Source organism: Flavobacterium sp. ov086 (assembly GCF_900187965.1).
GTDB lineage: Bacteria > Bacteroidota > Bacteroidia > Flavobacteriales > Flavobacteriaceae > Flavobacterium.
Window position 1 is genome coordinate 14,415 of record NZ_FZNL01000035.1, and the last position, 22,129, is coordinate 36,543.

A 22,129-nucleotide genomic window follows, 5' to 3' on the forward strand; every position below is an offset into this window, starting at 1 on the left:
CCAAAGTTTAAAACTTTGACAAAGTTACCGCAAACAGAGAACTTGAAACCTGAAACAAAAGAAACAAAAACCTTTGAACCTTTATCCCTCAGAACCTTTGAACCCTTAAAAAGTACCTTAAAAAAAATGATTAAAACAGTAATTTTTGACATGGATGGTGTAATTGTAGACACTGAACCAGTTCACCGTTATGCTTATTACAAACAATTTTCAGAATTGAACATTACAGTGGGCGAGGAGATGTATACTTCGTTTACCGGATTTTCTACTCGCAATACATTTCAGACCTTGAAGGGGTTTTTCCCGACAATTGAGCACGAAGTAGAAGATTTAATTCAGAGAAAAAGAACCATTTTTAATGATGCTTTTGATACTAAAGAAGATTTGTATTTATTGGAAGGTGTAGAAGATCTGATTAAAGATTTGTATGCTAACAGTATACAGTTAATTTTAGCTTCATCGGCTTCAAAAGTAACGATTGAACGTGTTTTTACAAGATTCAATTTACATCAATATTTCACGGATATTGTGAGCGGAGAAGATTTTCCACAGTCAAAACCAAATCCGGCAATTTTTATTCATGCAGCATCGTTGTCAAAAGCACCAAAAGAAAATTGTATTATTATAGAAGACAGTACAAATGGTGTAAAAGCAGCAAAAGCAGCAGGGATTTATTGTGTAGGCTATAACAGTTTGCATTCTAAATTGCAAGATCTGTCTGATGCGGATTTGATTATCAATCATTTTAACGAATTAGACGCTGAAAAAATATCACAATTAGGCGCCTGAATTATATTAAATTTAACATTTGTTCCCTAATTGAATTTGTAAATTTGAACAAACAAAATAAACTCACACATGAAAAAAATACTTATCGCATTAGCCATTATTTTGGCTCCTTTAGCTACAGAAGCACAAATAAAAACACCACAAGCAAGTCCGAAAGGATATATTAAGCAAACAGTTGGTTTGACTGATGTTGAAGTTACGTATTCAAGACCAGGTGCGAGAGGTAGAGCAGTATTCGGAAATTTAGTTCCGTTTGGTAAATTATGGAGAACCGGTGCAAATGAAAACACAATCATTAATTTTAGTGATGATGTTGTGATTGATGGAAAAACTTTGAAAAAAGGAAAATATGCAATTTATACTATTCCGAAAATCGAAAGCTGGGAAGTAATTTTTTATCTTTCTACAGACAATTGGGGATTGCCTGAAAACTGGAGTGATGCTTATGTTGCTTTAAGAACTACTGTAAAAGAAGATGCTTTACCAACTCCGGTTGAGACTTTTACAATTGGTATTAATAGTTTAGATCCTAATTTTGGATTTTTAGAAATGTCTTGGGAAAACTCTCATGTTGCTTTAAAATTTGAAGTTCCAACTGCAAAAAATGCTACGGCAAGTATCGAGAAAGTTTTAGGCGGACCAACTTCAAACGATTATTTTTCTGCTGCTCAATATTTGTTTCAATCAAACGGAAATATTGAAACTGCAAGAAGTTACGTAGATAAATCACTAGATATGAGTACTGAGAAACCATACTTTATCTTAAGATTAAAAGCACAAATCCAAGCAAAACAAGGTGATAAAAAAGGAGCTGTAGAAACAGCAAAAGCATCTCTTGCTGCCGCAGAAGCTGCTAACAATCAAGATTACGTAAAATTAAATAAAGATAGTATTGCTGAATGGAGCAGATAATAATTCTTTGAATTATTAAATTCCAATTCCTATACTCGGGATAAAAATCCAAATTCCAAAGCTTTTAGAAGTTTTAGAATTTGGATTTTTTTTATGGGTTTAAGTTCCGTTTTGTCATTTCGACGTGAGGAGAAATCACACTAGAAATCCGGCAAAGATTGGTGCTTTTGGGTACGGAATTACTTGTGTGATTTCTCCTTGCGTCGAAATGACGATATAGCATTTAAAATTAAATAGACAGACTTGTCTGTTTGTATTAAAAATTTTATACATTTGTATTTCTAATTCATCATACAAATGTTACCTAAAGAAAGAATTTTAGATACTGTTTCAGTGTTATTCCATAAGCAAGGATATAACGCCACTGGCATAAATCAGATAATTGAAGAAGCAAAAGTGGCGAAAGCAAGTTTTTACCAGCACTTTAAATCAAAAGAAGATTTATGTGTGGCTTTTTTAAATCAACGTCATGATTACTGGTTTAATGAATTGGAAAAATTTACTGTGAACGAAAAAGATTCAAAATTAAAAATTCTGGCTTCTTTTGACTTTTTGATATTTATGAATCAGAAAGAGAATTTTAGAGGTTGCAGTTTTTTGAATATCCTTTCGGAAATTGCTTCAGATAATGTAAAAGTACTTAGCGTAATTCAAAGCCATAAATTCGATCTACGAAAATATTTTAAAAATATTCTCAACGACGAGATTCTCGCGGCTCATGTTTATTTACTTTTTGAAAGTTCTATTGTAGAAAGTCAATTGTTTAAATCAAATGATCTGATCGAACAATCTAAAAAAATCATTCAATCTTTAATTTTATAAAAATGGAACAGAAATTACCATTGCCGCCTTTTACCTATGAAACGGCATTAGAAAAAATTCAGTTAGCAGAAAATGCCTGGAACAGTCAGGATCCTGAGAAAGTTTCGAAAGCTTATACTGTGGACAGCGAATGGAGAAATAGAGATCAATTTGTAAATGGAAGAGAAGAGATTATTCTTTTTTTAACCCAAAAATGGGAGAAAGAAAAGAATTATAAATTAAAAAAAGAATATTGGGCGCATACTGAAAACAGAATCGCTGTAAGATTTGAATACGAATATCAAAACCTTGAAGGAAACTGGTTTAGAGCGTACGGAAATGAAAATTGGGAATTTGATGCTAACGGTTTAATGCAAAAAAGATTTGCAAGTATAAACGATCTTCCAATAAAAGAAGAAGACAGAAAGTTTAAATAATTAGTTCAGACTTGGGGGTTCCGGAATTTTGATAATTCTCTTGATTTTCTTTACAATTAAAAGATAAAAAGTGATTCCGCCTAAAATGATAAGTAGCGCAATTTGCAATTGTCCAAGACTATTGTTTTTGTTATACATTGCATTTGCGCTTGCCAATTTCGCTTTTCCTTCCTGAATCTGAATTTGAGATAAGGATTCTAATGTTGTTAAGGCTTGCTGACTCAAAGCTACAATTTTGCCCCAGTTTTTACTGGCAACATGATTGTTTATTTCTTTGCAGGAGATTAAAAAAACATCAAAATATTGTTTCTCTTTGTTGGTTAAAACCGTTTTTGCATACAAATCATCAATATTATGAATGATATTTAAAGTGTGAATGATCTCGTCTTTTTTGGTATTATCACTTAAATCCAGCTTTTCAGCTTCGGCTTTTATATAATGAAGTTCTTTAGAATATTGAAAGATATAATGCGCCACAACTAAACGATCATTAAAAATAGCATTGATATTTTCGTTTACGTTTTTTGAATTTTGAAGCGTATTAAAATTGCCTAATAAAATGATCAGCATCACAATCAGCAAAATATAAGCAGCTTTAGTTTTATTGCTGTATTTTTTTAAATCTTTCATGTTGATGCGTTTTAAATTGGTTTATAAAGCAAGTTCTCAAATGAGCATATTAATCAAGAGATTATCTGAATCTATTTTGAGAGTATTCCAACTTTTAGACTTTTCTCAACACTTTTTATCGCTCCAATTGGTACAATTTTTATAGTTTTATGTCCTTTTTGAACATAAAAATAATAAATACTGTTGGAGTTAATAAGGTAAATTTGTTCAGATTCGCCACTATTATAATTTAAAGTATAATTATAATCTACTTTATTGTTCTTGATGCGGTCCATAGTGGTATAGCCGCCAGCAAGTCCAGTTCCAATGAAAAATGACAATAAAATGACTGCAAAAATTTTGAAAGAGGCATAAATGTAATAATTTTTAGTTTCTTCTTCAGATAATCCTTCAGTAGATTTTAAGTCAAAGCTTTTTTGAAATCTTTTATTGTCTTTGTATTTTAGAAATATTCTTGGCAAATAAAAATGAAATGCACAAAGCGAAACTATAAAAGCCAGTGTTATTGGATTTGAAGTAAACTCAGCAATTGGACTAATTAAAATGTCCATAATGGTAGAGTATTTCAGGATATTAATTCCTAATTGGTAGTAAAAAATGCTTTCCTTAAGGATTCCTAATATTACAAGGTAAATGTAACCAAGCGGAAGTAGTTTTTGTATTTCCTCTGAATATTTCATCTATATAGTTTTGTTTTGGCGAATACTAAAATAGTACTTTTTTATTACAAATACTTAATAGATGAATTAAGAAGATTTTTTTAAATGTGTTTAATTAATTTTCCATTTTCAAAAAGACATTCGTTTTTTTCTCCGTTTTTATTTATTGAAAAAAGCGTTCCGTTTTTTTTATTATTGCTATAAGGACAACTGTAGATTAAAACTCCATCTTTGAATTCCTCTTCGAGCTTTTTATTCCCGTTTTTTTCATAATAAGTAGTGGAAGTTATTTTGTGGTCAAATGAATATCTGATTTTCTTTTTAATTTGAGGGCTTTTTTCATAGTAATAATCTTCATCCAAAATTACTACTTCTTCACCATTAGCATAAACAGTACTTTTTTGCAAAATTCCATCAATAAATTCTATTTCTGAAACTAAATGAGTTTTATGCTTAAAATTTTGAACTTTACCCGTAAAAAGTTTATTGTCTTGCAATTTATACACTAAACTGTCTTTCGCATAAATATCATTTTTAGTTAATATTTCCTGAGAATAGATTTTAAAACAAGAGAGTACAATTATTAAATAAAGATATTTTGTCATTATAGTTTTTGATTAATTTTTAATAATATAGATTTTTACTAATAATAAGATTCTCAAGAAAGCTGTATAAAACTTAGAGATATTCAGAATCTTTTCAATGTTTAAATTTACATTATGAAATAGATCTTGAGCAAAATATTATATTAAGATATCATTAAGCAATAAACTTTATATTCTATCCTTCTTGATTTACAGAAGAAAAATAGAAATATCTACTTATTTATATTGGTCATACAAAATTTTAAAATACTGACATTTCAATTCGCGTTTTATATTTCTTTTTTTCAATAACCCAGATAATTTCATAACCTCCGGCACCATCACCATTTGAAGATTGGATGTATAAGATATCATTTATCTTATCATAATTTATTTTAGAGTCGGATAAACTGGGTTCGTATAGATTTCTTAAAGCCTCATTTGGTATTTGGACTTTTATATTATTTATTTGAACTTCTATACTTTTATATTGTCTTTTAGGGATTTCTCCATCCGTTCCTAAAAATTCCAAATCATCAATTTTTTTAAGGAAACCCGAATTTCCTTTTAGAAATTGTAATTTGTGCTTCTCTTTAACGAAAGCACTTTCGGTTATTTTAACTTTTACATTTGCACTATCAAATAAAACTTGTTTGACTTGATTTAATTTTAAAGGGATATTTGCAAAATCACTTATAAATTTAATTTTGCTTTTATAAATATATCCGTTTAATTGTTTTCCGTTTCTTTTATAATCAATATTTGCCCAATTTCCTTTTGGTTCAAAATAATAAACTATAAGTCCATTGTCGAGTTTGTCCGAAATATTATTGCCTATTTCTCCTGAACTTCGAACATTAACATAACCATCAGAATCATTAACAATTGCAAATTGCGAATAGCAAAAACTCAGGTTTAGTAAAAACAGAATACATAAAACGTTTTTCATAAAGGATTTAATTTACTCCAAAACAACTTCATCAGAATCCGACTGATTAAAAAAAGTAAATTAATAAATAAAAATAATAGTCAAAATTGTCACCAATAAAATTCAAGCTAAATTTAAATCCTACTTAAAAAATTAATTGTCGATTCAGTTCCTGATAATCTGCAATTGTCCTCATAACTCAAGTTTGGGGCGATTCCAAATTCTTTCATTATTTCGTTTCTTAAAGTTTCATTTTTGGGATTTCTTAAATCAAACTCTGTTTGGAAATACGGGTCTTTATTAAAATCAAAAATATTATTATTACTAATAGTTTCAATAATGTCAATTTTGTCATAATTGGTGCTAAATCCACATGAATAATACCCATAAGGATTTCGCATATGACGAGAATAGTGATTTTCAGGAAGAAATGGATTCTCTCCGTTTATATATTTATTAAATTTTGAGATAGGTATTTCTTTATGAATAAACCCCCATTGAAAAAAAACATTACCACTACCAGATTTAATACTTTTTCCATAAGAAATAGGGTACTCAAATTCATTTTCTTCTAATGTTTTGTGTCCAATAATTTCATATTCACCATAATAAAGATGATTATCCATAATATAGTCTGAAGGTAAAGCATCAAGATCTTTAAGTAAGTTTATATTAATATGTTTATTTTCTGAAATAAATGGATACATTTTTATTAAGACTGGAGTTCCCATTAGATAACTTAAGCCATGATCCTTTTCTAGTACATTAGCTTTTCTAAACTTATTAATTTCAAGCAATACCCTTCCAAAGCCGTAATTTTTTCTATCAATTTTAAACGCAAAGAAATCACCTGATTTAAATTTTACATTTTTCTTTTTTGCATTTTTAAAATTATCTATTTCTTGAAGATGATTTTCATCTGAATCTTTTATAAAATCATCAATCCAGGATTTAAATTCTTTTTCAGTTTTTTGTTTTTTATTCTCCCAACGACTATTAAAAAAGGAGGTTTTTGTAGTATGATTTCCAATAATAAGATCACCATGTCTATCTAGATATAAATAAACACCAATTGGTGTTTTTGTTTCCAAAACAGCAGCAGTTAGCTTTTTTTCTTTCCCTTTAGCGGTTTTCGGACGTATAAATTCTCGATTTATTGTTTCTTCATTATATTGACGTTCTGTATATCGATTTTCTGTCGATGTTATATGTTTTTTGATAGTAGTTTTTTCAAAATATAAAATGCTAGGTTCACGATAAGTATCACCGTTTAGGACAATCTTTTCCCAATTTGGCTTTACTTTTTCAAGTCCAAAATATTCGCGTTCCGTATTTGTTAATTCAAAATTCATATATTCTTTTTTAAACTATTTTATATATTAGTAAAGAAACTAAATATATTCAAATTTACTCCAAAACAACTTCTTCGGAATCCGGTTGATTTTTAAAAAACGCAACCTGCATAAGTAACGCAAGTATAATAGTCAACATCGCTCCAATAAAATTCAGCCATAAATAACCCAGTTTTTCTTCTTTATAAATCATGAAATAATAGATCACAAAAATGGTTGTCTGGCTAATAATAGCGCTGTAGAACATCGCTTTTGCTTTTACGCGACGAAGATAAAATCCAACTAAGAAGATTCCTAAAACGGTTCCGTAGAAAATAGACCCAATGATATTTACCAATTGAATTAAATTCTCGAATAAAGTTCCCACGCAGGCAAAAAGAATCGCTACAATTCCCCAAAATAAGGTGAAGAATTTAGTTGCATTTAGATAATGTTTCTCTGATTTTACGGTTTTCAGGTTTCGTTTATAAATATCAATTGCAGTTGTAGAAGCCAAAGCATTTAATCCCGAAGCTGTCGATGACATTGCTGCCGAAAGTATTACCGCCAATAGTAAACCAATCAATCCTTTTGGTAAATAATGCAGGATAAAATGGAAAAACACATAATCTTTATCATTCGTTTCACTCGTTGGATCGGCTTTTGTGATGATTTCTTTGGCGCGATCACGTAGATCTTTTTCTTTATTGGATAACGTAACCAGTTCTTTTCGCAGAATTGGATTGTCAAAGTCCTGATTCAACTGATCTATATACAATAAATTGATTACTTTTTTGTCTTCTGAAAGGTTGCTTAGTTTCTTTTCTAAAACGTGATATTCTTCTTTATACGCTGATTTTTCAATAACAATTTTATTATTCGGATTAAAATTTAACGGAACTGGATTGAATTGAAAAAATACAAAAACCATAACTCCCGTTAATAGAATAAAAAACTGCATTGGTACTTTTAAAAGTCCGTTCATAATCAATCCCATTTGGCTTTCGCGAACTGATTTTCCGGATAAATAACGACCAACCTGAGATTGATCTGTTCCAAAATAGGCGAGGGCAAGGAAGAAACCTCCAGTAATTCCGCTCCAGAAAGTGTATTTTTCTTCGGGATTAAAAGAGAAATCTACAATATTCATTTTATCATTTGCACCTGCAATATGTAATGCACTTGTAAAGGTCATATCGTTTGGCAAATAGTGTAAAATCAGGAAAAATGTAATAAACATTCCAGACATGATCACAAACATTTGTTGTTTCTGCGTAACATTTACTGCTTTTGTTCCGCCTGAAAAGGTGTATATAATTACTAGAACACCAATCATGATGTTCATTAAAGTTAAATTCCAACCCAAAAGAGCTGATAAAATAATAGCCGGAGCATAAATGGTCAATCCGGTTCCTAAACCTCTCTGAACCAGAAACAGAATCGCTGCTAATGAACGTGTTTTTAGATCGAATCGTTTTTCAAGAAATTCGTAAGCCGTAAATACTTTGTTTTTATGATATAAGGGGATAAAAGTCACACAAATCACAATCATTGCAATTGGCAATCCAAAATAGAACTGCACAAAACCCATTCCGTCATGATAAGCTTGTCCCGGAGTAGATAAAAAAGTAATGGCGCTGGCTTGTGTCGCCATAACCGAAAGTCCAACAGTATACCAAGGCGTCTCGTTGTTACCTAAGATAAAATCTTCGACGTTTTTACTTCCTTTGGTTTTCCAAGAGCCGTACCCAACAATAAATAAAAGTGTAACAATAAGTACGATCCAATCAAATAGTTGCATAGGTTATGAGTATAATTGCATGATTAAGAAAAAAATCAGAATGTAAATAGCATTCGCCACCAAAACGTAGGTGTAGCTTTTTTTCCATTTTTTTGTTTTTTTAGCGTCCATTTTATGAATGTTTTATTTCTTTAATTCTTGTTTTGGAGCTTCTATTGGCTGTTTTAACGAAATCATATTCGATAACAATCGATATGCACCTGCAACACCTTCTGGTAGTTCTCTAAAAAAGCTTAAACCGGTGTAAATATAGTATCCTTTTCCGTAAGGCGCTACCAATAACGCACCATTTTTGGCAGATTCACCTTTGTCGTGCGAAGATAGAATAGGAGTGAAGGCAGGATCGTATTGGTCCGGATAATACAAACCTTGTTCTTGTTTCCAGCCTTCAAAATCTTTAGCACTTATTTTATTTGGCGTATTCAAAATTGGATGTGTTGGCGCCAGAAAAGTAACTTTAGCATTTTCTTCGGTTACACGATCATTTGAGATTTTTAATGGATAAGGCGCAATTTGATCGGTTACGGTTTTGCCATAAGTGTTGTATTGTACAATCATGTTTTTACCACTTTTAACAAAATTAAAAAGGATATTTTGCTTATTAGCCAAAGCGTTAACGGTATTATAAGCACGTATTCCCGTAATGACAACATTAAAAGAATCAAGTTTTTCAGGTGTGATTTCTTCCGGTTTTATTATCGAAACTTTGTAACCCATTTGCGCTAAACTTTCAGGAACTTCGTCGCCCGCTCCCATGATATAAGCAATAGAATCGCCATTTGTTTTTAGATCAATTCTGATGCATTTTGATTCAGCAGGTTTTAATACCATTTGTTTGGTAATATGCGGGTAATCAATAATTGTTTCGTCTTTATCAAAACGTTTATTGTCTACAATAGCAATGCTCTTTGCAACTACTTCTTCAGGATTTACGGGTGGTGTAACTTCAAAATAGAAGATTTGTTCGTTTCCTTTTTTCTCTAACGTAAACGGAATTTCTTTTGGAGAAACATCCCAGCTTTTAGGTAATTCGAGTTGCAGATTCCCTTTAATTCCGTCTTTTCCTGCGCGAACTTTTACAGGAACCATTTTACTTTTTGTACTTCCAAAAATTAAAACTTTTTCAAGAACTGATGTTGTAACTTCTGGAACTATATCCAGGAAATTATACATTTCTCCTTTTACGCCATCATTGTATTTATATACAACGGTACGCTCAAACGGAATCTCAACGCCACTTATTTTTACATTAAAAATAACTTTTACTTGTCTGATAATATCCGGAATTCCAATATTTTCCTGATTCGAAACAGTGTACATTCCAACACTAGCTTTTTCTCTCAGCCAATACGGTTGTGTATATTCAATATTGTCAGGAAGCTTAATTTGCAGGTTTGTTTTTTGATCGTTGTTATTCTTTAATTGAATATTTTGAACTGTACTTTTATTATCCGGTAATGAAGTTACGCTAGCTAATTGCATTTCAACCGAAGATCTGTTAATTGCTTCAAGACTAAGTTTTATTGTACTTCCGGGAGTTGCTTCCTGTTCTGAGGCAACAGCTTCTAAATATAATCCGGAGCATGATGCAATTATATTTTTTATAGCTGTAGATTTTACCGTTTTCCAGTGATCATCCTCCAGAGTTTCGATCATAGTATAAGCTCTTACCAAATCCGGAATACTTGCCGATGGATTGCTAAAATCATATTTTGCGATAATATTGGTGATTAAGTCTCCGATAGGTTTTCCGTTTTTTACGCGATTCCATGAAGTATCAATTCCGTCAAATAAATTATCGCGATCTATAGGGCTTTCGCCTTTAATTAATTCAAGGTATTCAGTTTCTAAACCACGAGCTCCCGTACTTCCAAATCCTTGTGATTGATGACGGCTTCGGCTTAAAGCTGCAATTTCCTGATTAGATTTTCCGATTCCCGTATAATAAACGCCAGTTTCAAGTTTGGTAAATTTCGATTTATCGGCAGCATCAAATCTTTCCTGACTTCCATAAAACCACCATGACGGATTGAAAAATAAGCGTTTTACCTGCCAGGGTTTTACATATTTTAATTGTTCAGGATATATTTTAGCATCGTTTGTAAGGTTAAAACTTTCAACGCTCAACATTGCAGATGATGTATGATGTCCGTGCGTTGTTCCTGGCGAACGATGATCAAAACGATTTATAATTACATCGGGCTGAAATTTTCTAATTGTCCAGACAACATCGGCAAGGACTTTATCTTTATCCCAGATTACTAAGGTTTCATCCGGGTTTTTTGAATAACCAAAATCATTCGCTCGCGAAAAAAACTGTTCTCCGCCATCTATTTTTCTGGCTTCAATTAATTCCTGAGTTCTTATAACACCTAATAATTCACGCAATTGCGGACCAATTAAATTTTGACCTCCATCACCTCGGGTTAGGGATAAATAACCGGTTCTTGCATTCATTTCGTTTGCCATATAAGAGATCAAGCGGGTATTTTCGTCATCCGGATGCGCTGCTAAATACAAAACAGAACCTAAGAAGTTCAATTTTTTGATTTGATTGTAAATTTCGACTGAACTCGGTTTTTGTGGTTGTTGTGCAAAAGAAATTGAAATTCCTGTTAGAAAAATAAGAAGAATTTGTACTTGAATTTTTCGCATAATGTGGTTAAGTGTTTTTTGATAGAGGCTCAAAAATACTAATTATATCTTTGTACAGTATTTAAATGAAATGTTAATGTTTGGTTATTGATTTGCTTTTTTAAGAAAAACGACTCAAAAAAAAACTGCCAGACAAAATCTGACAGCTTTTAGAAGAATTGATTTAAAATATTAAATCAAGTGGTATTTCTTAGGATTACAGAAAATTATTTCAATTTGTTCTCTGTGTCTTTATAGTTTCCTGTAATAGTTACATCGCTGTTTTTGGTTACTTTTCCGTAAATAGTGATTGATGAATCGTTACCAATAAAATTGATTTTTGCACCACTATTTAACCTCAAATCTCCCCAAATTACTACAGTACCTTCAATTTGCAATAAGGCATTACTATTTATTATTAATTCTGTTGGATTTTGTTGTTGGTATTTCCCTTGAGAGAAAGTTCCTTTCATATTAAAAGTTCCTCCGCTATTTAAGGTTAAACCATTTTGAATTGTTATTGAACCACAATGTGTTAATATGGCTCCTGAATTTATCATAGCCGAACTAATCGCTGTAGAACCATTATAAGATTTAATTTCGTTTGAATTTAAAATCAGATTTTGTCCCTGATTGTAAGTTCCATATCCTGTACAGCTTCCAAAAGTGGTGTTTGGTTTTTCCATTTTGATGATTTTTAAACCGCCTTTTCCGCTTGCAACATAAATAAAATCACCGCTTGATTTTACATAGTTCGACGAACCTTCGATGCCAACTGTCCCTAATAAACTAAGTTGAGTACCGGTTTTATAAACATTTAAACCTGCTGCACCGTTAGCAACAAATGCATATCCGTCATTTACAGAAACAGCATTAGTAACATTATCTTCTCCGGCAGCAGCTAATGGAATACTTTGCAATTTAGAACCACTATTAATGTCATAAACTCCTAAACCATTATATCCTTCAGATACTAATAATTTTGCACCATCAAAATCCATTGTTCTTTTTGCAGCGCTAACATCTGTAGATGTTGTAAAGCTTTTTTGCAATGAAAGAGTAGATTCATTATATATATTTACGCCTTTAGTACCACTTAAGGTAACAATTTTATCTCCGCTAATAGCAACTGAACGTAAATCGTTTACTGTTACTTTTGTAGAAATTGCTTTAGATGAGCTGTTAATTTTGAATAAACTTCCCTGATCTCCCGTTACGGCAAAATAAGAGCTTGAATTTGCAGCAACATCAGTAGTTACTTTACCTTCAAGATCTGTAATTGTATATTTATCTGTAAGTAAACCAGAACTCAATTGCATATTAATTACAATTGAAGGATTTGCTAATTCCGGTTTTTTATCAATATCAGTTGCCCCCGCAATAATCAAGCTTCCGTTTGAATAGGTAAGTGATGTAATATCAGTATTTGCAATTAATGCCGATGTAATTAATTTTGGTTTATAAGGATCCGAAACATCAATAACATCGATTGCTCCAGAATAGACTTCTCCCATCATCGTATAAGCTACATAGGCGAAGTTACCATTTACAGCTACATGATTTGCTTGTAAAGTTCTTCCGTTGCTGTCTTTTGGTGGATTTATTTCGGCAATTTGAACTAATGGTAAAGCATTAGTTGCTGCCTGACTGCTTAATAATCTTGCAGTAGAGGCTGATGAATTTCCAATCGAAATTACTCCCGAATTGGTGTAATCCAATCTTTTATTTAAAGATGTAACATCATTATTAATTTGAACATTGCTGTCTTTGGCTTGTGTACCTGAATTTGATTCGTCATTGTTAGTACAAAATGTAAAAAGCGACATTGCTGCTAGCGAAAATAAATAAACTTCCTTTTTCATAATCTATCGTGGCTTATATTTTTTTTGCAAAGATAGGACATATTTATATCAAAATAGGTTAATAGTTATGAATACTTTAACTAATTGTTAATTTATTGCTATATATTTAATGAATTACTAATATATTAACACATGACCTAAGTAGTATGCGTGCATAAAAAAAGAGTACCAAATTATTGATACTCTTTTGTGTTGAAAATTAGTTATTTAGCAATTCTCTTATTATCTTCTTCCATGCCCACGGTGATCATCATGGTCATCGTCGTGTCTATCGTCGTGTCTATCATGTTTATCGTGTCTGTCATGTTTATCATAACGTTTGTAATCTCTGCCGTAATCACGACGATCGTTATAACCGTATGCTACAGGTCTTGGTCTATAACATGTTTGTGGTGCACCGTGATATCCTCTATAATATTTTGCTCTGTGGCGATCAAAATAAGTATAAGGAGTTCTACCGTGATAATCATTCAAAACAACTTTGTAACCTCCATACAAATCATAGTTTCTATATTGTCTTGGTAAATAAGTTGTTCTAACCCATCTTCCTCCTCCAAAATAAATAAACTGAGAAGCTCTTACATCATAATATGCTTCGATATCCGGTAAATAATAATATTCCATTTCTGAATATCCCGCAGGTCCCCATGATGGAGGAGTTCCTATATTAACGTTTATTGATACTTGGGCTTGTGTGGCACTTGCAACCAAAAGGAATAATCCGGCGATTGCTAATCTTATTGTTTTCATTTTTGTTAGTTTTAATATTTGTTCTGTATAGTGATATTCATATACTGTGCCAAAAATAAAAACGATGTGCATTTCGTCGGATAAATTATGCTTTTTATCGAGTAATATTTGCGTAATACCTGCGTAAATATTTGATTTTTAAATTGTTTTGAGAACTTTGTAAAAATTAAAAAAAGAAAGTTTTTTTATCTTATTTATATTCAACAATTCTAGGCTTTGCCAGCTCAAAACTTTGCAAACCAAAATCAGTAGTTTCAAATGTATTGGTTTTAAATGCGTTATCTCCCTGATATGGAATTGTCGGGTAGTATGACAATGAAAGCTGAAACGAACTAAATACTAGGTAGTCATTACTAAATAGTAACCCTAAAGTAATCTTTGAATATCCTTTGTTTCGTCCCATAGCATCATTTGGACTCCCCAATACCGCTATTGAATAATTAAAAAATGGATTCATGCGAAATCCTAAAACAGAATAAGGTGAATAGGTTTGGGTTTGCAAAGATAAAACCATTTTATTAGTTCCGTAAATTGCACTATTAAAACCCGCTAAACCATTTTGTTCGTTTATATTAAGCTGATCTCCAATGATATCCTCGCGATTTATACCTATAACCATTTTAGGATTAACGAATTGTCTTAATTTCCACTTACCTAAACTAAAGAGTTTGGTAAAATAATTAGATTCAAATAAAAAAGCTGTCTGATAGGTTTTTGAATCATGAAAGAAGGTTCCTGCTTCAAAATTAGTACTTAAGAATCCCCATTTATAATAATTCCCAAATGAAAACTGAGCGCCTATATAAGGCCGCCACATTGTGTTTTTATATTGATAACCAAACGTAATTCCGTAAATCCTTCCTACGGGAACGTCTTCTGTTTGTCCATTTCTAAAAATATAGCTGTCCTTTATAAATTTACGAGTATTGATTCCAACTCCACTTAAAATTAATTTTTCATCAGAATAAAAATGAGTAGGATCATAAAGTTCAGAAGGAGACTCACTATAATTTATATTTAAAAAGCGTCCGGAAACAATTAAATTTGTAATTCCGTTAGTTTCATCTTCAAATACCTTTGATGCTTTTCCCGCCCAAAAATCCTGAAAATTATATTTAAATGGCTGAGAGGCATACGTTAAATCCGGCCCCTGTAATGTATCTTTTCTAAAGTTTTGTCCCACATAAGCTCCACCGGCCCATTTGGTTAAAGGAGAATAAAAAGCGCGTTCTATATCAACACTTTTGGTATAATTGTTATCAAGATCCATCTTATAGTTCAAGGTTGTACTTATATAAGTATTCTTGATATTTGGTATCGTATAAGTGGCTGCGTTGGCATTTCGCGCATCATCAAATCTATTGGTAAACCGATATTCAAGCTGTTGTCCAGAACCAAAAAAATCTTTCTCTTTAAATCCCACAGAAACCTGATTGCTGGATATGGAGAATTTAGGGATTGTACTCCAAGAATCCAAAACCCGAATAGTAACATCTACAGAATCAGAGGCTACACTTGTTAATTGGTTTGAAATACGAACTGCGGTAACATACCTTTGAGCACGAATCAAACGCTCAGATTCCTGTACTTTATAAGCGTTGTAAGGTGTATTTTTCTTAAACAGTAAGAGATTATAAATGGCTATTTTTTTTGTCTTTAAATGCAATCTGTTACCCGTTCTTTCTCCCCAGTTTTTAGGCATTTGAGTAGTATCCGTAACCGAATGACCAAATGGATCCAGTGTTACAATACTTATCTTTCGAATGATTTTTCCATCATAATTTGTGGTATCAGCAGCAAGAAGTTCCTCTTTTTTCTTAGGTCTGTTTGTCTTAAAAAACAGTTTGTGAAGATTTTGCGTGAATTTATTCTTTTTAGAATAGTTTCTAATTTTATTATAAATATCCGTACTGTCTTTCTTTTTAGTAGTAACTTGGGCATACGTACTTTGCAAGCAAAAGCATAATAGAATAAAAATAATTATTTTTTTGTTTACAAACATTAGATGATTTTTGGCTGGCTTACATATGATTCTCAGATCAAGGTAAGAAAATTAAATTCTTAAATTTAATAAATTGCCTTATTTTTAGTTTTCTGCTTTAACTTTTCTAATTCTCCAGGTAAATGTTTTTGGCATATGATTGCCCATAACATAACCCCAGGCTTCTAATAATTCAATTCGGTCGAAAATAATTTTTAAAATTGCTAAAAGCGGAATTGCTAAAAACATTCCCGAAATTCCTGCAGAAGCTCCTCCAATTATAATTCCGATGATGGATACAAAAGCATTAATTTCTACTTTAGAATTGATGATTAATGGTACAATTAGATTATTATCAATTAATTGTACTATGATATTTACTATAAGAATTCCCAGAATAATTGATGTTTCGGCAGAACCGGTTAAAGAAGCCAAAACAGTTATAATACCAGCAATCAGGATTCCGATGTAAGGAATGATATTTAAAATTCCGGTTATCAAACCTAACAGGATAAAATATTTTACGCCAATAATCCAAAGTCCCAAACTTGTGAGCACAGATACTACAATCATTTCAATTATCAAACTAACGATGTAGTTGTTTATAGATACTTTTATCTGAGATAAAATGTCTTTAAGAATACCATGATTTTCTTTGTCAATAAGTTTTGCGAGAAAAAGAACAAAATGATCTTTATACAATAAAAACAAAAAAGTATAAATTGGTATAATCGTACAATCTAAAAGCAAATCTGTAATAGATACAATTGCTGAACCTAAGGTTACTTTTCCGTTCTGGACAGAATCTTTGGTCACATTATCCAGATATTTTTTTTGTTCACCAATACTTACATGAAAGTTATCTTTAATAAACTTGTGAATATCAGTAATAAAAACATTTGTGTTTTTCTTGATAGTCTCAAAGTCATTCGCCATATCTGTGACTTCGTAGGAAATAAAAATTAATATTCCCGCGATAAAAGTGGCAAAAATCAAAACACAAGTTATTGCTGCAAGATGTCTTGTAAACTTGAATTTTGTTTTCAGAAATGTAAATATCGGAAGCAATAAAACAGCAAACAAAAAAGCCATTAATACAGGTGTAATGATATCTTTTGCAATACAAAATATATAGGCAACAGAAATCAAACTTATTAGTATGCAGGAAATTTTTGCATAGAATGGCAATTTAATTGGCTGAATCATTTTTATAGAGTTTTTTGATAAAACTAAAATTGGTTAAACAAATATTACACTTTATTTCAGTAATAACGTTTTAGCTTTTTTTCTATAGTTTATAAAATTCCCATTCAAATTTTAGTCATAAAACTCCTTGTCTTCATATTGTGCCGGCATAATCGAAATGCCTTTTTGCAGTAACAAATTGTTTGGAAAAATAATTCGTTCGCCTTCCTTCGTTTTCAAGTTGACATGAAATGCACTAATATCCTCAATTTCAGCTTCAATAGGGAAGTCTTTATCATGTATTTTGATGGTATCTCCAATTCTAAACGGAAAGGAGAAAAACAAAATCATTCCTGAAGTAATATTGCTCAGAATAGACCATTGTGCAAACATTGCAACACCAATTACAGTTGCAATCGAAGAAACAGTTATGAAAATATCTTTCGTTTCAACGCCCCAAATCACGATCAGACTAATTGTAACTAAGATATTCATTAAGATATGAATGTACTTTATGACGAGATTAGTTCGATGTTCTAATAACTGACTTGTACTGGCGTAGCGACGGATTAACTTAGCAATAATAACCCTCAATGCTACTAATGCAAGTAGGAGAATTATGGTGCTTAAAATTTCCTCGCTATATTCTTTAAAAGAAAACATAATAAAATTTTTACACTAAAGTACTCAAATATTCGTAAACTTTAGCGGTTGGTAGTCCCATAACATTGGTATAAGAACCTTCAACTTTTGCAACTGCCATGAAACCAAACCATTCCTGAATTCCATAAGCACCAGCTTTATCATAAGGTTTGTAGTTTTCGATATAATATAAAATTGCTTCGTCTGATAAATCATTGAAAGTAACTTTGGTAATATCATGCAAAAGAGTAGAAGAGGAGCTCGTTTTAAAGCAAACCGAAGTAATCACATCATGCGTTTTATTCGACATTGATTTGATCATTTCATAAGCTTCTTCGGCATTTTTTGGTTTTCCTAATGCTTTATCCTCATGCCAGACAATCGTATCGCTGGTAACCAGAATTTCGTTTTCTTTTAATTCCCCTTCAAACGCACTTGCTTTTAATTCAGCCAGATAATCTGTAATTTCTACTGCTTTTAATTCAGGTGGATATATTTCTTCTACATCTTTTAATCTAATTTCAAAATCCAGATTTAAGTCCTTAAAGAATTGTTGTCTTCTTGGTGATCCTGACGCCAGAATTATGGTGTATTTTTTTAGTCTTTCTTTAAGCATTATAACGAATATTTAAGGTGATAACCAGAATTGATAGAATTCCGAAAAATAAAATCATTTTTAAAACAGTACTCAAATGATGAAATTCCTTTGGTGTTTTTGCATCAAATATCTTAACAATAAAGTACAATAACGGAGCCAGAACAAAGGCAAAAGCATATAGCGTAACAAAAATAAGGTTATTTTTAAGAAAGTAAGTATTGATATAAAGCAAGCATAAGATAAACGGAATAATAGCAAATCCTAAAGCTATTTTTGCAGTACGGCTTACACCAATTGCAATTGGTAAAGTATTCATTCCTTGATTATAATCACCATTTACATCTTCGATATCTTTAACAATTTCGCGAATAAAATTAATCATAAAAGCAAACAAAGCATAATCCATTAAGATCGAAAATAAGCTTGCCATTTGTGCTTGGTTTTCAGAATTTGTAGCCGGAAATATATCAAAAACTCCAATAATAATAACACTTAGAGCTAATGTTAAGGCCACAACAATATTACCCACAATCATAATTTGTTTTAATGTTGTAGAATAAAAATAAAGCATCGATGCTATCAGAATGAAAATAGTTGCAAAACCCGGTCTTAAAATAACATTAGATAAATAAAAACCAATGGCAACACCTGTAATATTAAGTCCAATATAAATGTTGTATGCTAAAGTTTCGGAAATTCCTTTTCCAATTACAACGTCGTTTGGTTTATTGATTGTATCCGTTGCAACATCGTATATATTATTTATCACATAACCCGCCGCAGCCAATAAAACAGTACTTAAAACTAATAATCCATATTGAAGATCAGATAGTGCCAAAGGAATATTTTGCTGTTTTAAAAAGGCATAACGAAACAAAACCTGCATAAAAGCAAGCATCAGTAAATTTTTATAACGAATAAGTTTGAGGAATATCATTTTTTAAGGTTCTGAGGTTCTTAGGGGCAAAGGTTCAAAGGTTTTTTTCTTGTTTTTGTAAATCTTTGACAAAGTTAGTCGCAAAGTAGTCAAAAGTCTATAGACTAAAGTTTACAATCAAAAGTTTACAATCATTTTAAGTGTAACGACAAATCATTAACAATTAATAATTAACAATTCACAATTATCTAATCGTGTTTTCCACTAAAATGTTCCATCCATTTTCCTTGCACCTTCATTACTTGCTCGATAACATCGCGTGCAGCACCTTTTCCGCCTTTTACGTGCGAAATGTAACGACAAATATTTTTAATTTCAGGGCTTGAATCTTGAGGACAAGTTGGTAATCCTACTAATTTCATAACATGAAAATCAGGAATATCGTCACCCATATATAACACTTCCTCGGGATTTATATTATAAAGATCAGTGTATTCTTTAAAAGTTTTAACTTTATCAGGAGTTCCTAAATGAATATCCTTAATTCCTAAATTATGAAGTCTTATGCGAACGCCTTCGTTGCTTCCGCCAGAAATAATGCAAACATTATAGCCGCTTTCTACAGCTGCTTTCATTGCGTAACCATCACGAATATTCATCGTACGAAGAATTTCCCCTTCATTGGTTACAAAAACCGAACTGTCTGTTAGTACGCCATCAACATCAAAAACAAATGTTGTAATATCATTCATTATTTCTTTATAACTTTTTGCCATTATCTTGTATAGATTGAGTTAGTAGTTTATATATATTCTTTTGATTTTCATTGTTTAAATACTCCAAATGTGACTCAATTGTGACGGTATCATTGCGTTTAGCAGGTCCGGTTTGTGCATCAATTGGATCAAGAGTTTTTATTTTTTCGGCAGTTTCCTGAATTAAAGGCTTCAAAACTTCAAATGGAACCTGATGTTCATCACAAATTTCCTGACCAATTTGGTATAAATGATTCGTGAAATTGTTCACAAAAACAGCCGAAACATGTAAGGCTTTCCTTTGAACTGAATTAATTGGAAAAACTGCATTCGAAATACTTTTGGCAACAGATTCTAAAATCCTGAAATCAAAAGTATTCTCCGCTTCCAAACACATCGGAACGGTTGAAAAATCAATTTCTTTCTTTTTAGAAAATGTTTGAAGTGGATAAAAAACACCTTTTCTGTTTTTGGGGTCTAAAACATCAAGTGATGCAGCTCCCGAAGTATGTACCACAATTCGGTTTTGAAAAGGCAATTGCTTAGAAACTTCCGAAATTGCTTTGTCAGAAACGGCGATAATGTATAAATCGACTTCAATTAATTCGTTAAAATCATTTACAATTTTATCAAAACTGATTAGGGAAGTTAAAGCCTCTTTTTTTCTCGAAAAAACCTGTACAATTTCAATAAGTTCACTTTTGGTGAAAGCTTTTATCAAATGTTGCGCAACATTTCCGGAACCAATTATCGTTATTCGAGTCATAGCGCAAAATTAGCATTATTTTTTTTAAAGAATAATGCTTTTAAATGATGACTGATGAATTTTAAAATTGTTTGTTTTAATTACTATAAATAAGTAAGATAAATACTTGTAAATAAATATTAAGAAATGTGTTGTTTTGACCTATTTTTGCCCAACAAAATAATCTAATTAATAAAAAAAATGAAAAATAAATTTCTGGTACTTCCAATATTGCTTTTTTCCATAACATCCTTTTCACAACAGATAGGAGAAGGATTTCCATCAGATGTCATAAATGACTTTTCAGTGCCACTTAAATCAGGTATTTACAATGGTTATAATGGCAGTTTTACTGGTTTTATAGGACCTACTGCTGGTATAACTCCAGATGTAGGCAATCCATGGCAGCATTTATTTACTATGAGACACAAACAAACAAGTAATAATTACCAATTACAAATAGCTTCATCATTTGCCGTAAATGATCGACTGTTTTTTAGAAAGATAGTTGGAGGAGATTTATCAGCAGTAAATACGGCATGGGTTGAATTAGCTACGCGAGGTATAAATACTTTTACAGGAAATCAAGTTATAAATGGAAATGTTGGTATTGGAACTTCAGACCTTACTTCTAAACTTTCGATTGGTTCTAATCATGGAATTTTATTGTCTATTGGCAATTCAACTTGGGCTAATAAATCAATTATTCAAACAAGCTGGAATTCACAATCAGGAGATTTTACGGATTTAAAAGTTCCAGGTGCTGCAAGTAATGATGCTTATATTAGACTTATTATGAATGGGAATGTAGGTATTGGGACATTAAATCCTAAAAATAAACTAGACGTAAACGGCACAATTCATTCACAAGAAGTAAAAGTTGATATGCTTGGCTGGTCAGATTTTGTCTTTAAAAAAGAATATTATTTACCAACACTCGCAGAGGTAGAAAAACATATTAATGAAAAAGGACATTTAGAAAACATTCCAAGTGAAGAAGAAGTTCTGAAAAACGGGATTAATTTAGGTGAAATGAACGCTAAGCTTTTACAGAAAATTGAAGAGTTGACGCTTTATATGATCAATCAGAATAAGAGCATTGAATTTTTAAAAGAAGAAAATAAAAAGCAAAATGAAGAAATAAAAGATCTTAAAAAGACTTTAGTTTCTAAATAAAATCAAAAAAGAAATCCGCCATATCACTTATAGCGGGTTTCTTTTTATTCCT

The 22,129-nt window shown here is 31.4% G+C and carries 21 protein-coding genes; 5 read left to right on the forward strand and 16 right to left on the reverse strand.

Annotated features, from left to right (window positions below):
- Positions 1-126 precede the first annotated feature (126 nt).
- From CHB81_RS24925 to CHB81_RS24940, 4 genes are all read left to right on the forward strand, one after another.
- The gene (locus CHB81_RS24925; protein ID WP_089354550.1) at positions 127-789 is read left to right on the forward strand and encodes an HAD family phosphatase; all 663 of its coding nucleotides are present in this window, start codon (positions 127-129) and stop codon (positions 787-789) included.
- A 69-nt stretch (positions 790-858) separates the two neighbouring features.
- Positions 859-1,701, forward strand: coding sequence for a DUF2911 domain-containing protein (locus CHB81_RS24930; protein WP_089354527.1), 843 nt, complete (start codon positions 859-861; stop codon positions 1,699-1,701).
- A gap of 297 nt (positions 1,702-1,998) precedes the next feature.
- Positions 1,999-2,523, forward strand: a complete 525-nt coding sequence (locus CHB81_RS24935) for a TetR/AcrR family transcriptional regulator (RefSeq protein WP_089354528.1) — start codon at positions 1,999-2,001, stop codon at positions 2,521-2,523.
- 2 nt (positions 2,524-2,525) lie between these two features.
- Positions 2,526-2,939, forward strand: a complete 414-nt coding sequence (locus CHB81_RS24940; RefSeq protein ID WP_089354529.1) for a nuclear transport factor 2 family protein — start codon at positions 2,526-2,528, stop codon at positions 2,937-2,939.
- On the opposite strand, the gene CHB81_RS24945 is transcribed toward CHB81_RS24940, so the two are convergent.
- From CHB81_RS24945 to CHB81_RS25020, 16 genes are all read right to left on the reverse strand, one after another.
- A complete protein-coding gene (locus CHB81_RS24945; protein ID WP_089354530.1) occupies positions 2,940-3,569 on the reverse strand; it encodes an MCP four helix bundle domain-containing protein in 630 nt (209 codons plus the stop codon). It lies immediately after the preceding gene.
- Between the two features lie 71 nt (positions 3,570-3,640).
- Positions 3,641-4,249 (reverse strand): hypothetical protein, encoded by a 609-nt coding sequence (locus CHB81_RS24950; protein WP_089354531.1) that lies wholly within the window; start codon positions 4,247-4,249, stop codon positions 3,641-3,643.
- A gap of 80 nt (positions 4,250-4,329) precedes the next feature.
- Positions 4,330-4,833 carry a hypothetical protein gene (locus tag CHB81_RS24955; protein WP_089354532.1) on the reverse strand — a complete coding sequence of 168 codons (504 nt, stop codon included), beginning with the start codon at positions 4,831-4,833 and terminating at the stop codon, positions 4,330-4,332.
- A gap of 241 nt (positions 4,834-5,074) precedes the next feature.
- On the reverse strand, positions 5,075-5,761 hold the full coding sequence (locus CHB81_RS24960) for a hypothetical protein (protein WP_089354533.1): 687 nt from the start codon (positions 5,759-5,761) through the stop codon (positions 5,075-5,077).
- Positions 5,762-5,874: 113 nt separating this feature from the next.
- Positions 5,875-7,092, reverse strand: coding sequence for an immunity 26/phosphotriesterase HocA family protein (locus CHB81_RS24965; RefSeq protein ID WP_089354534.1), 1,218 nt, complete (start codon positions 7,090-7,092; stop codon positions 5,875-5,877).
- A 55-nt stretch (positions 7,093-7,147) separates the two neighbouring features.
- Positions 7,148-8,872, reverse strand: a complete 1,725-nt coding sequence (locus tag CHB81_RS24970) for a sodium:solute symporter (RefSeq protein WP_089354535.1) — start codon at positions 8,870-8,872, stop codon at positions 7,148-7,150.
- Positions 8,873-8,995: 123 nt separating this feature from the next.
- Positions 8,996-11,527, reverse strand: a complete 2,532-nt coding sequence (locus tag CHB81_RS24975) for a PIG-L family deacetylase (RefSeq protein WP_089354536.1) — start codon at positions 11,525-11,527, stop codon at positions 8,996-8,998.
- 206 nt (positions 11,528-11,733) lie between these two features.
- Positions 11,734-13,368 carry a hypothetical protein gene (locus CHB81_RS24980; protein ID WP_089354537.1) on the reverse strand — a complete coding sequence of 545 codons (1,635 nt, stop codon included), beginning with the start codon at positions 13,366-13,368 and terminating at the stop codon, positions 11,734-11,736.
- 222 nt (positions 13,369-13,590) lie between these two features.
- Positions 13,591-14,118 carry a hypothetical protein gene (locus CHB81_RS24985; RefSeq protein WP_089354551.1) on the reverse strand — a complete coding sequence of 176 codons (528 nt, stop codon included), beginning with the start codon at positions 14,116-14,118 and terminating at the stop codon, positions 13,591-13,593.
- 190 nt (positions 14,119-14,308) lie between these two features.
- Entirely contained in the window at positions 14,309-16,120 is a 1,812-nt protein-coding gene (locus CHB81_RS24990; RefSeq protein ID WP_089354538.1) for a hypothetical protein, read from the reverse strand.
- Between the two features lie 84 nt (positions 16,121-16,204).
- Positions 16,205-17,305, reverse strand: coding sequence for an AI-2E family transporter (locus tag CHB81_RS24995; RefSeq protein WP_089354539.1), 1,101 nt, complete (start codon positions 17,303-17,305; stop codon positions 16,205-16,207).
- 111 nt (positions 17,306-17,416) lie between these two features.
- Complete coding sequence (locus CHB81_RS25000) at positions 17,417-17,947, reverse strand: mechanosensitive ion channel domain-containing protein (protein ID WP_089354540.1); 531 nt, start codon at positions 17,945-17,947, stop codon at positions 17,417-17,419.
- Positions 17,948-17,957: 10 nt separating this feature from the next.
- Positions 17,958-18,542 (reverse strand): Maf-like protein, encoded by a 585-nt coding sequence (locus tag CHB81_RS25005; protein WP_089354541.1) that lies wholly within the window; start codon positions 18,540-18,542, stop codon positions 17,958-17,960.
- On the reverse strand, positions 18,535-19,461 hold the full coding sequence (locus tag CHB81_RS25010; RefSeq protein WP_089354542.1) for a geranylgeranylglycerol-phosphate geranylgeranyltransferase: 927 nt from the start codon (positions 19,459-19,461) through the stop codon (positions 18,535-18,537). The genes CHB81_RS25005 and CHB81_RS25010 overlap by 8 nt, the downstream gene beginning before the upstream one ends.
- 188 nt (positions 19,462-19,649) lie before the next feature.
- Positions 19,650-20,177: an HAD family hydrolase gene (locus tag CHB81_RS25015; protein ID WP_089354543.1), complete on the reverse strand. Its 528-nt coding sequence runs from the start codon at positions 20,175-20,177 to the stop codon at positions 19,650-19,652.
- On the reverse strand, positions 20,161-20,922 hold the full coding sequence (locus CHB81_RS25020) for a Rossmann-like and DUF2520 domain-containing protein (protein ID WP_089354544.1): 762 nt from the start codon (positions 20,920-20,922) through the stop codon (positions 20,161-20,163). Before CHB81_RS25020 ends, CHB81_RS25015 begins: the two co-directional genes overlap by 17 nt.
- Positions 20,923-21,102: 180 nt before the next feature.
- Here CHB81_RS25020 and CHB81_RS26995 point away from each other — a divergent pair, with 180 nt between their 5' ends.
- A complete protein-coding gene (locus CHB81_RS26995) occupies positions 21,103-22,077 on the forward strand; it encodes a hypothetical protein (RefSeq protein WP_176427580.1) in 975 nt (324 codons plus the stop codon).
- Positions 22,078-22,129 lie beyond the last annotated feature (52 nt).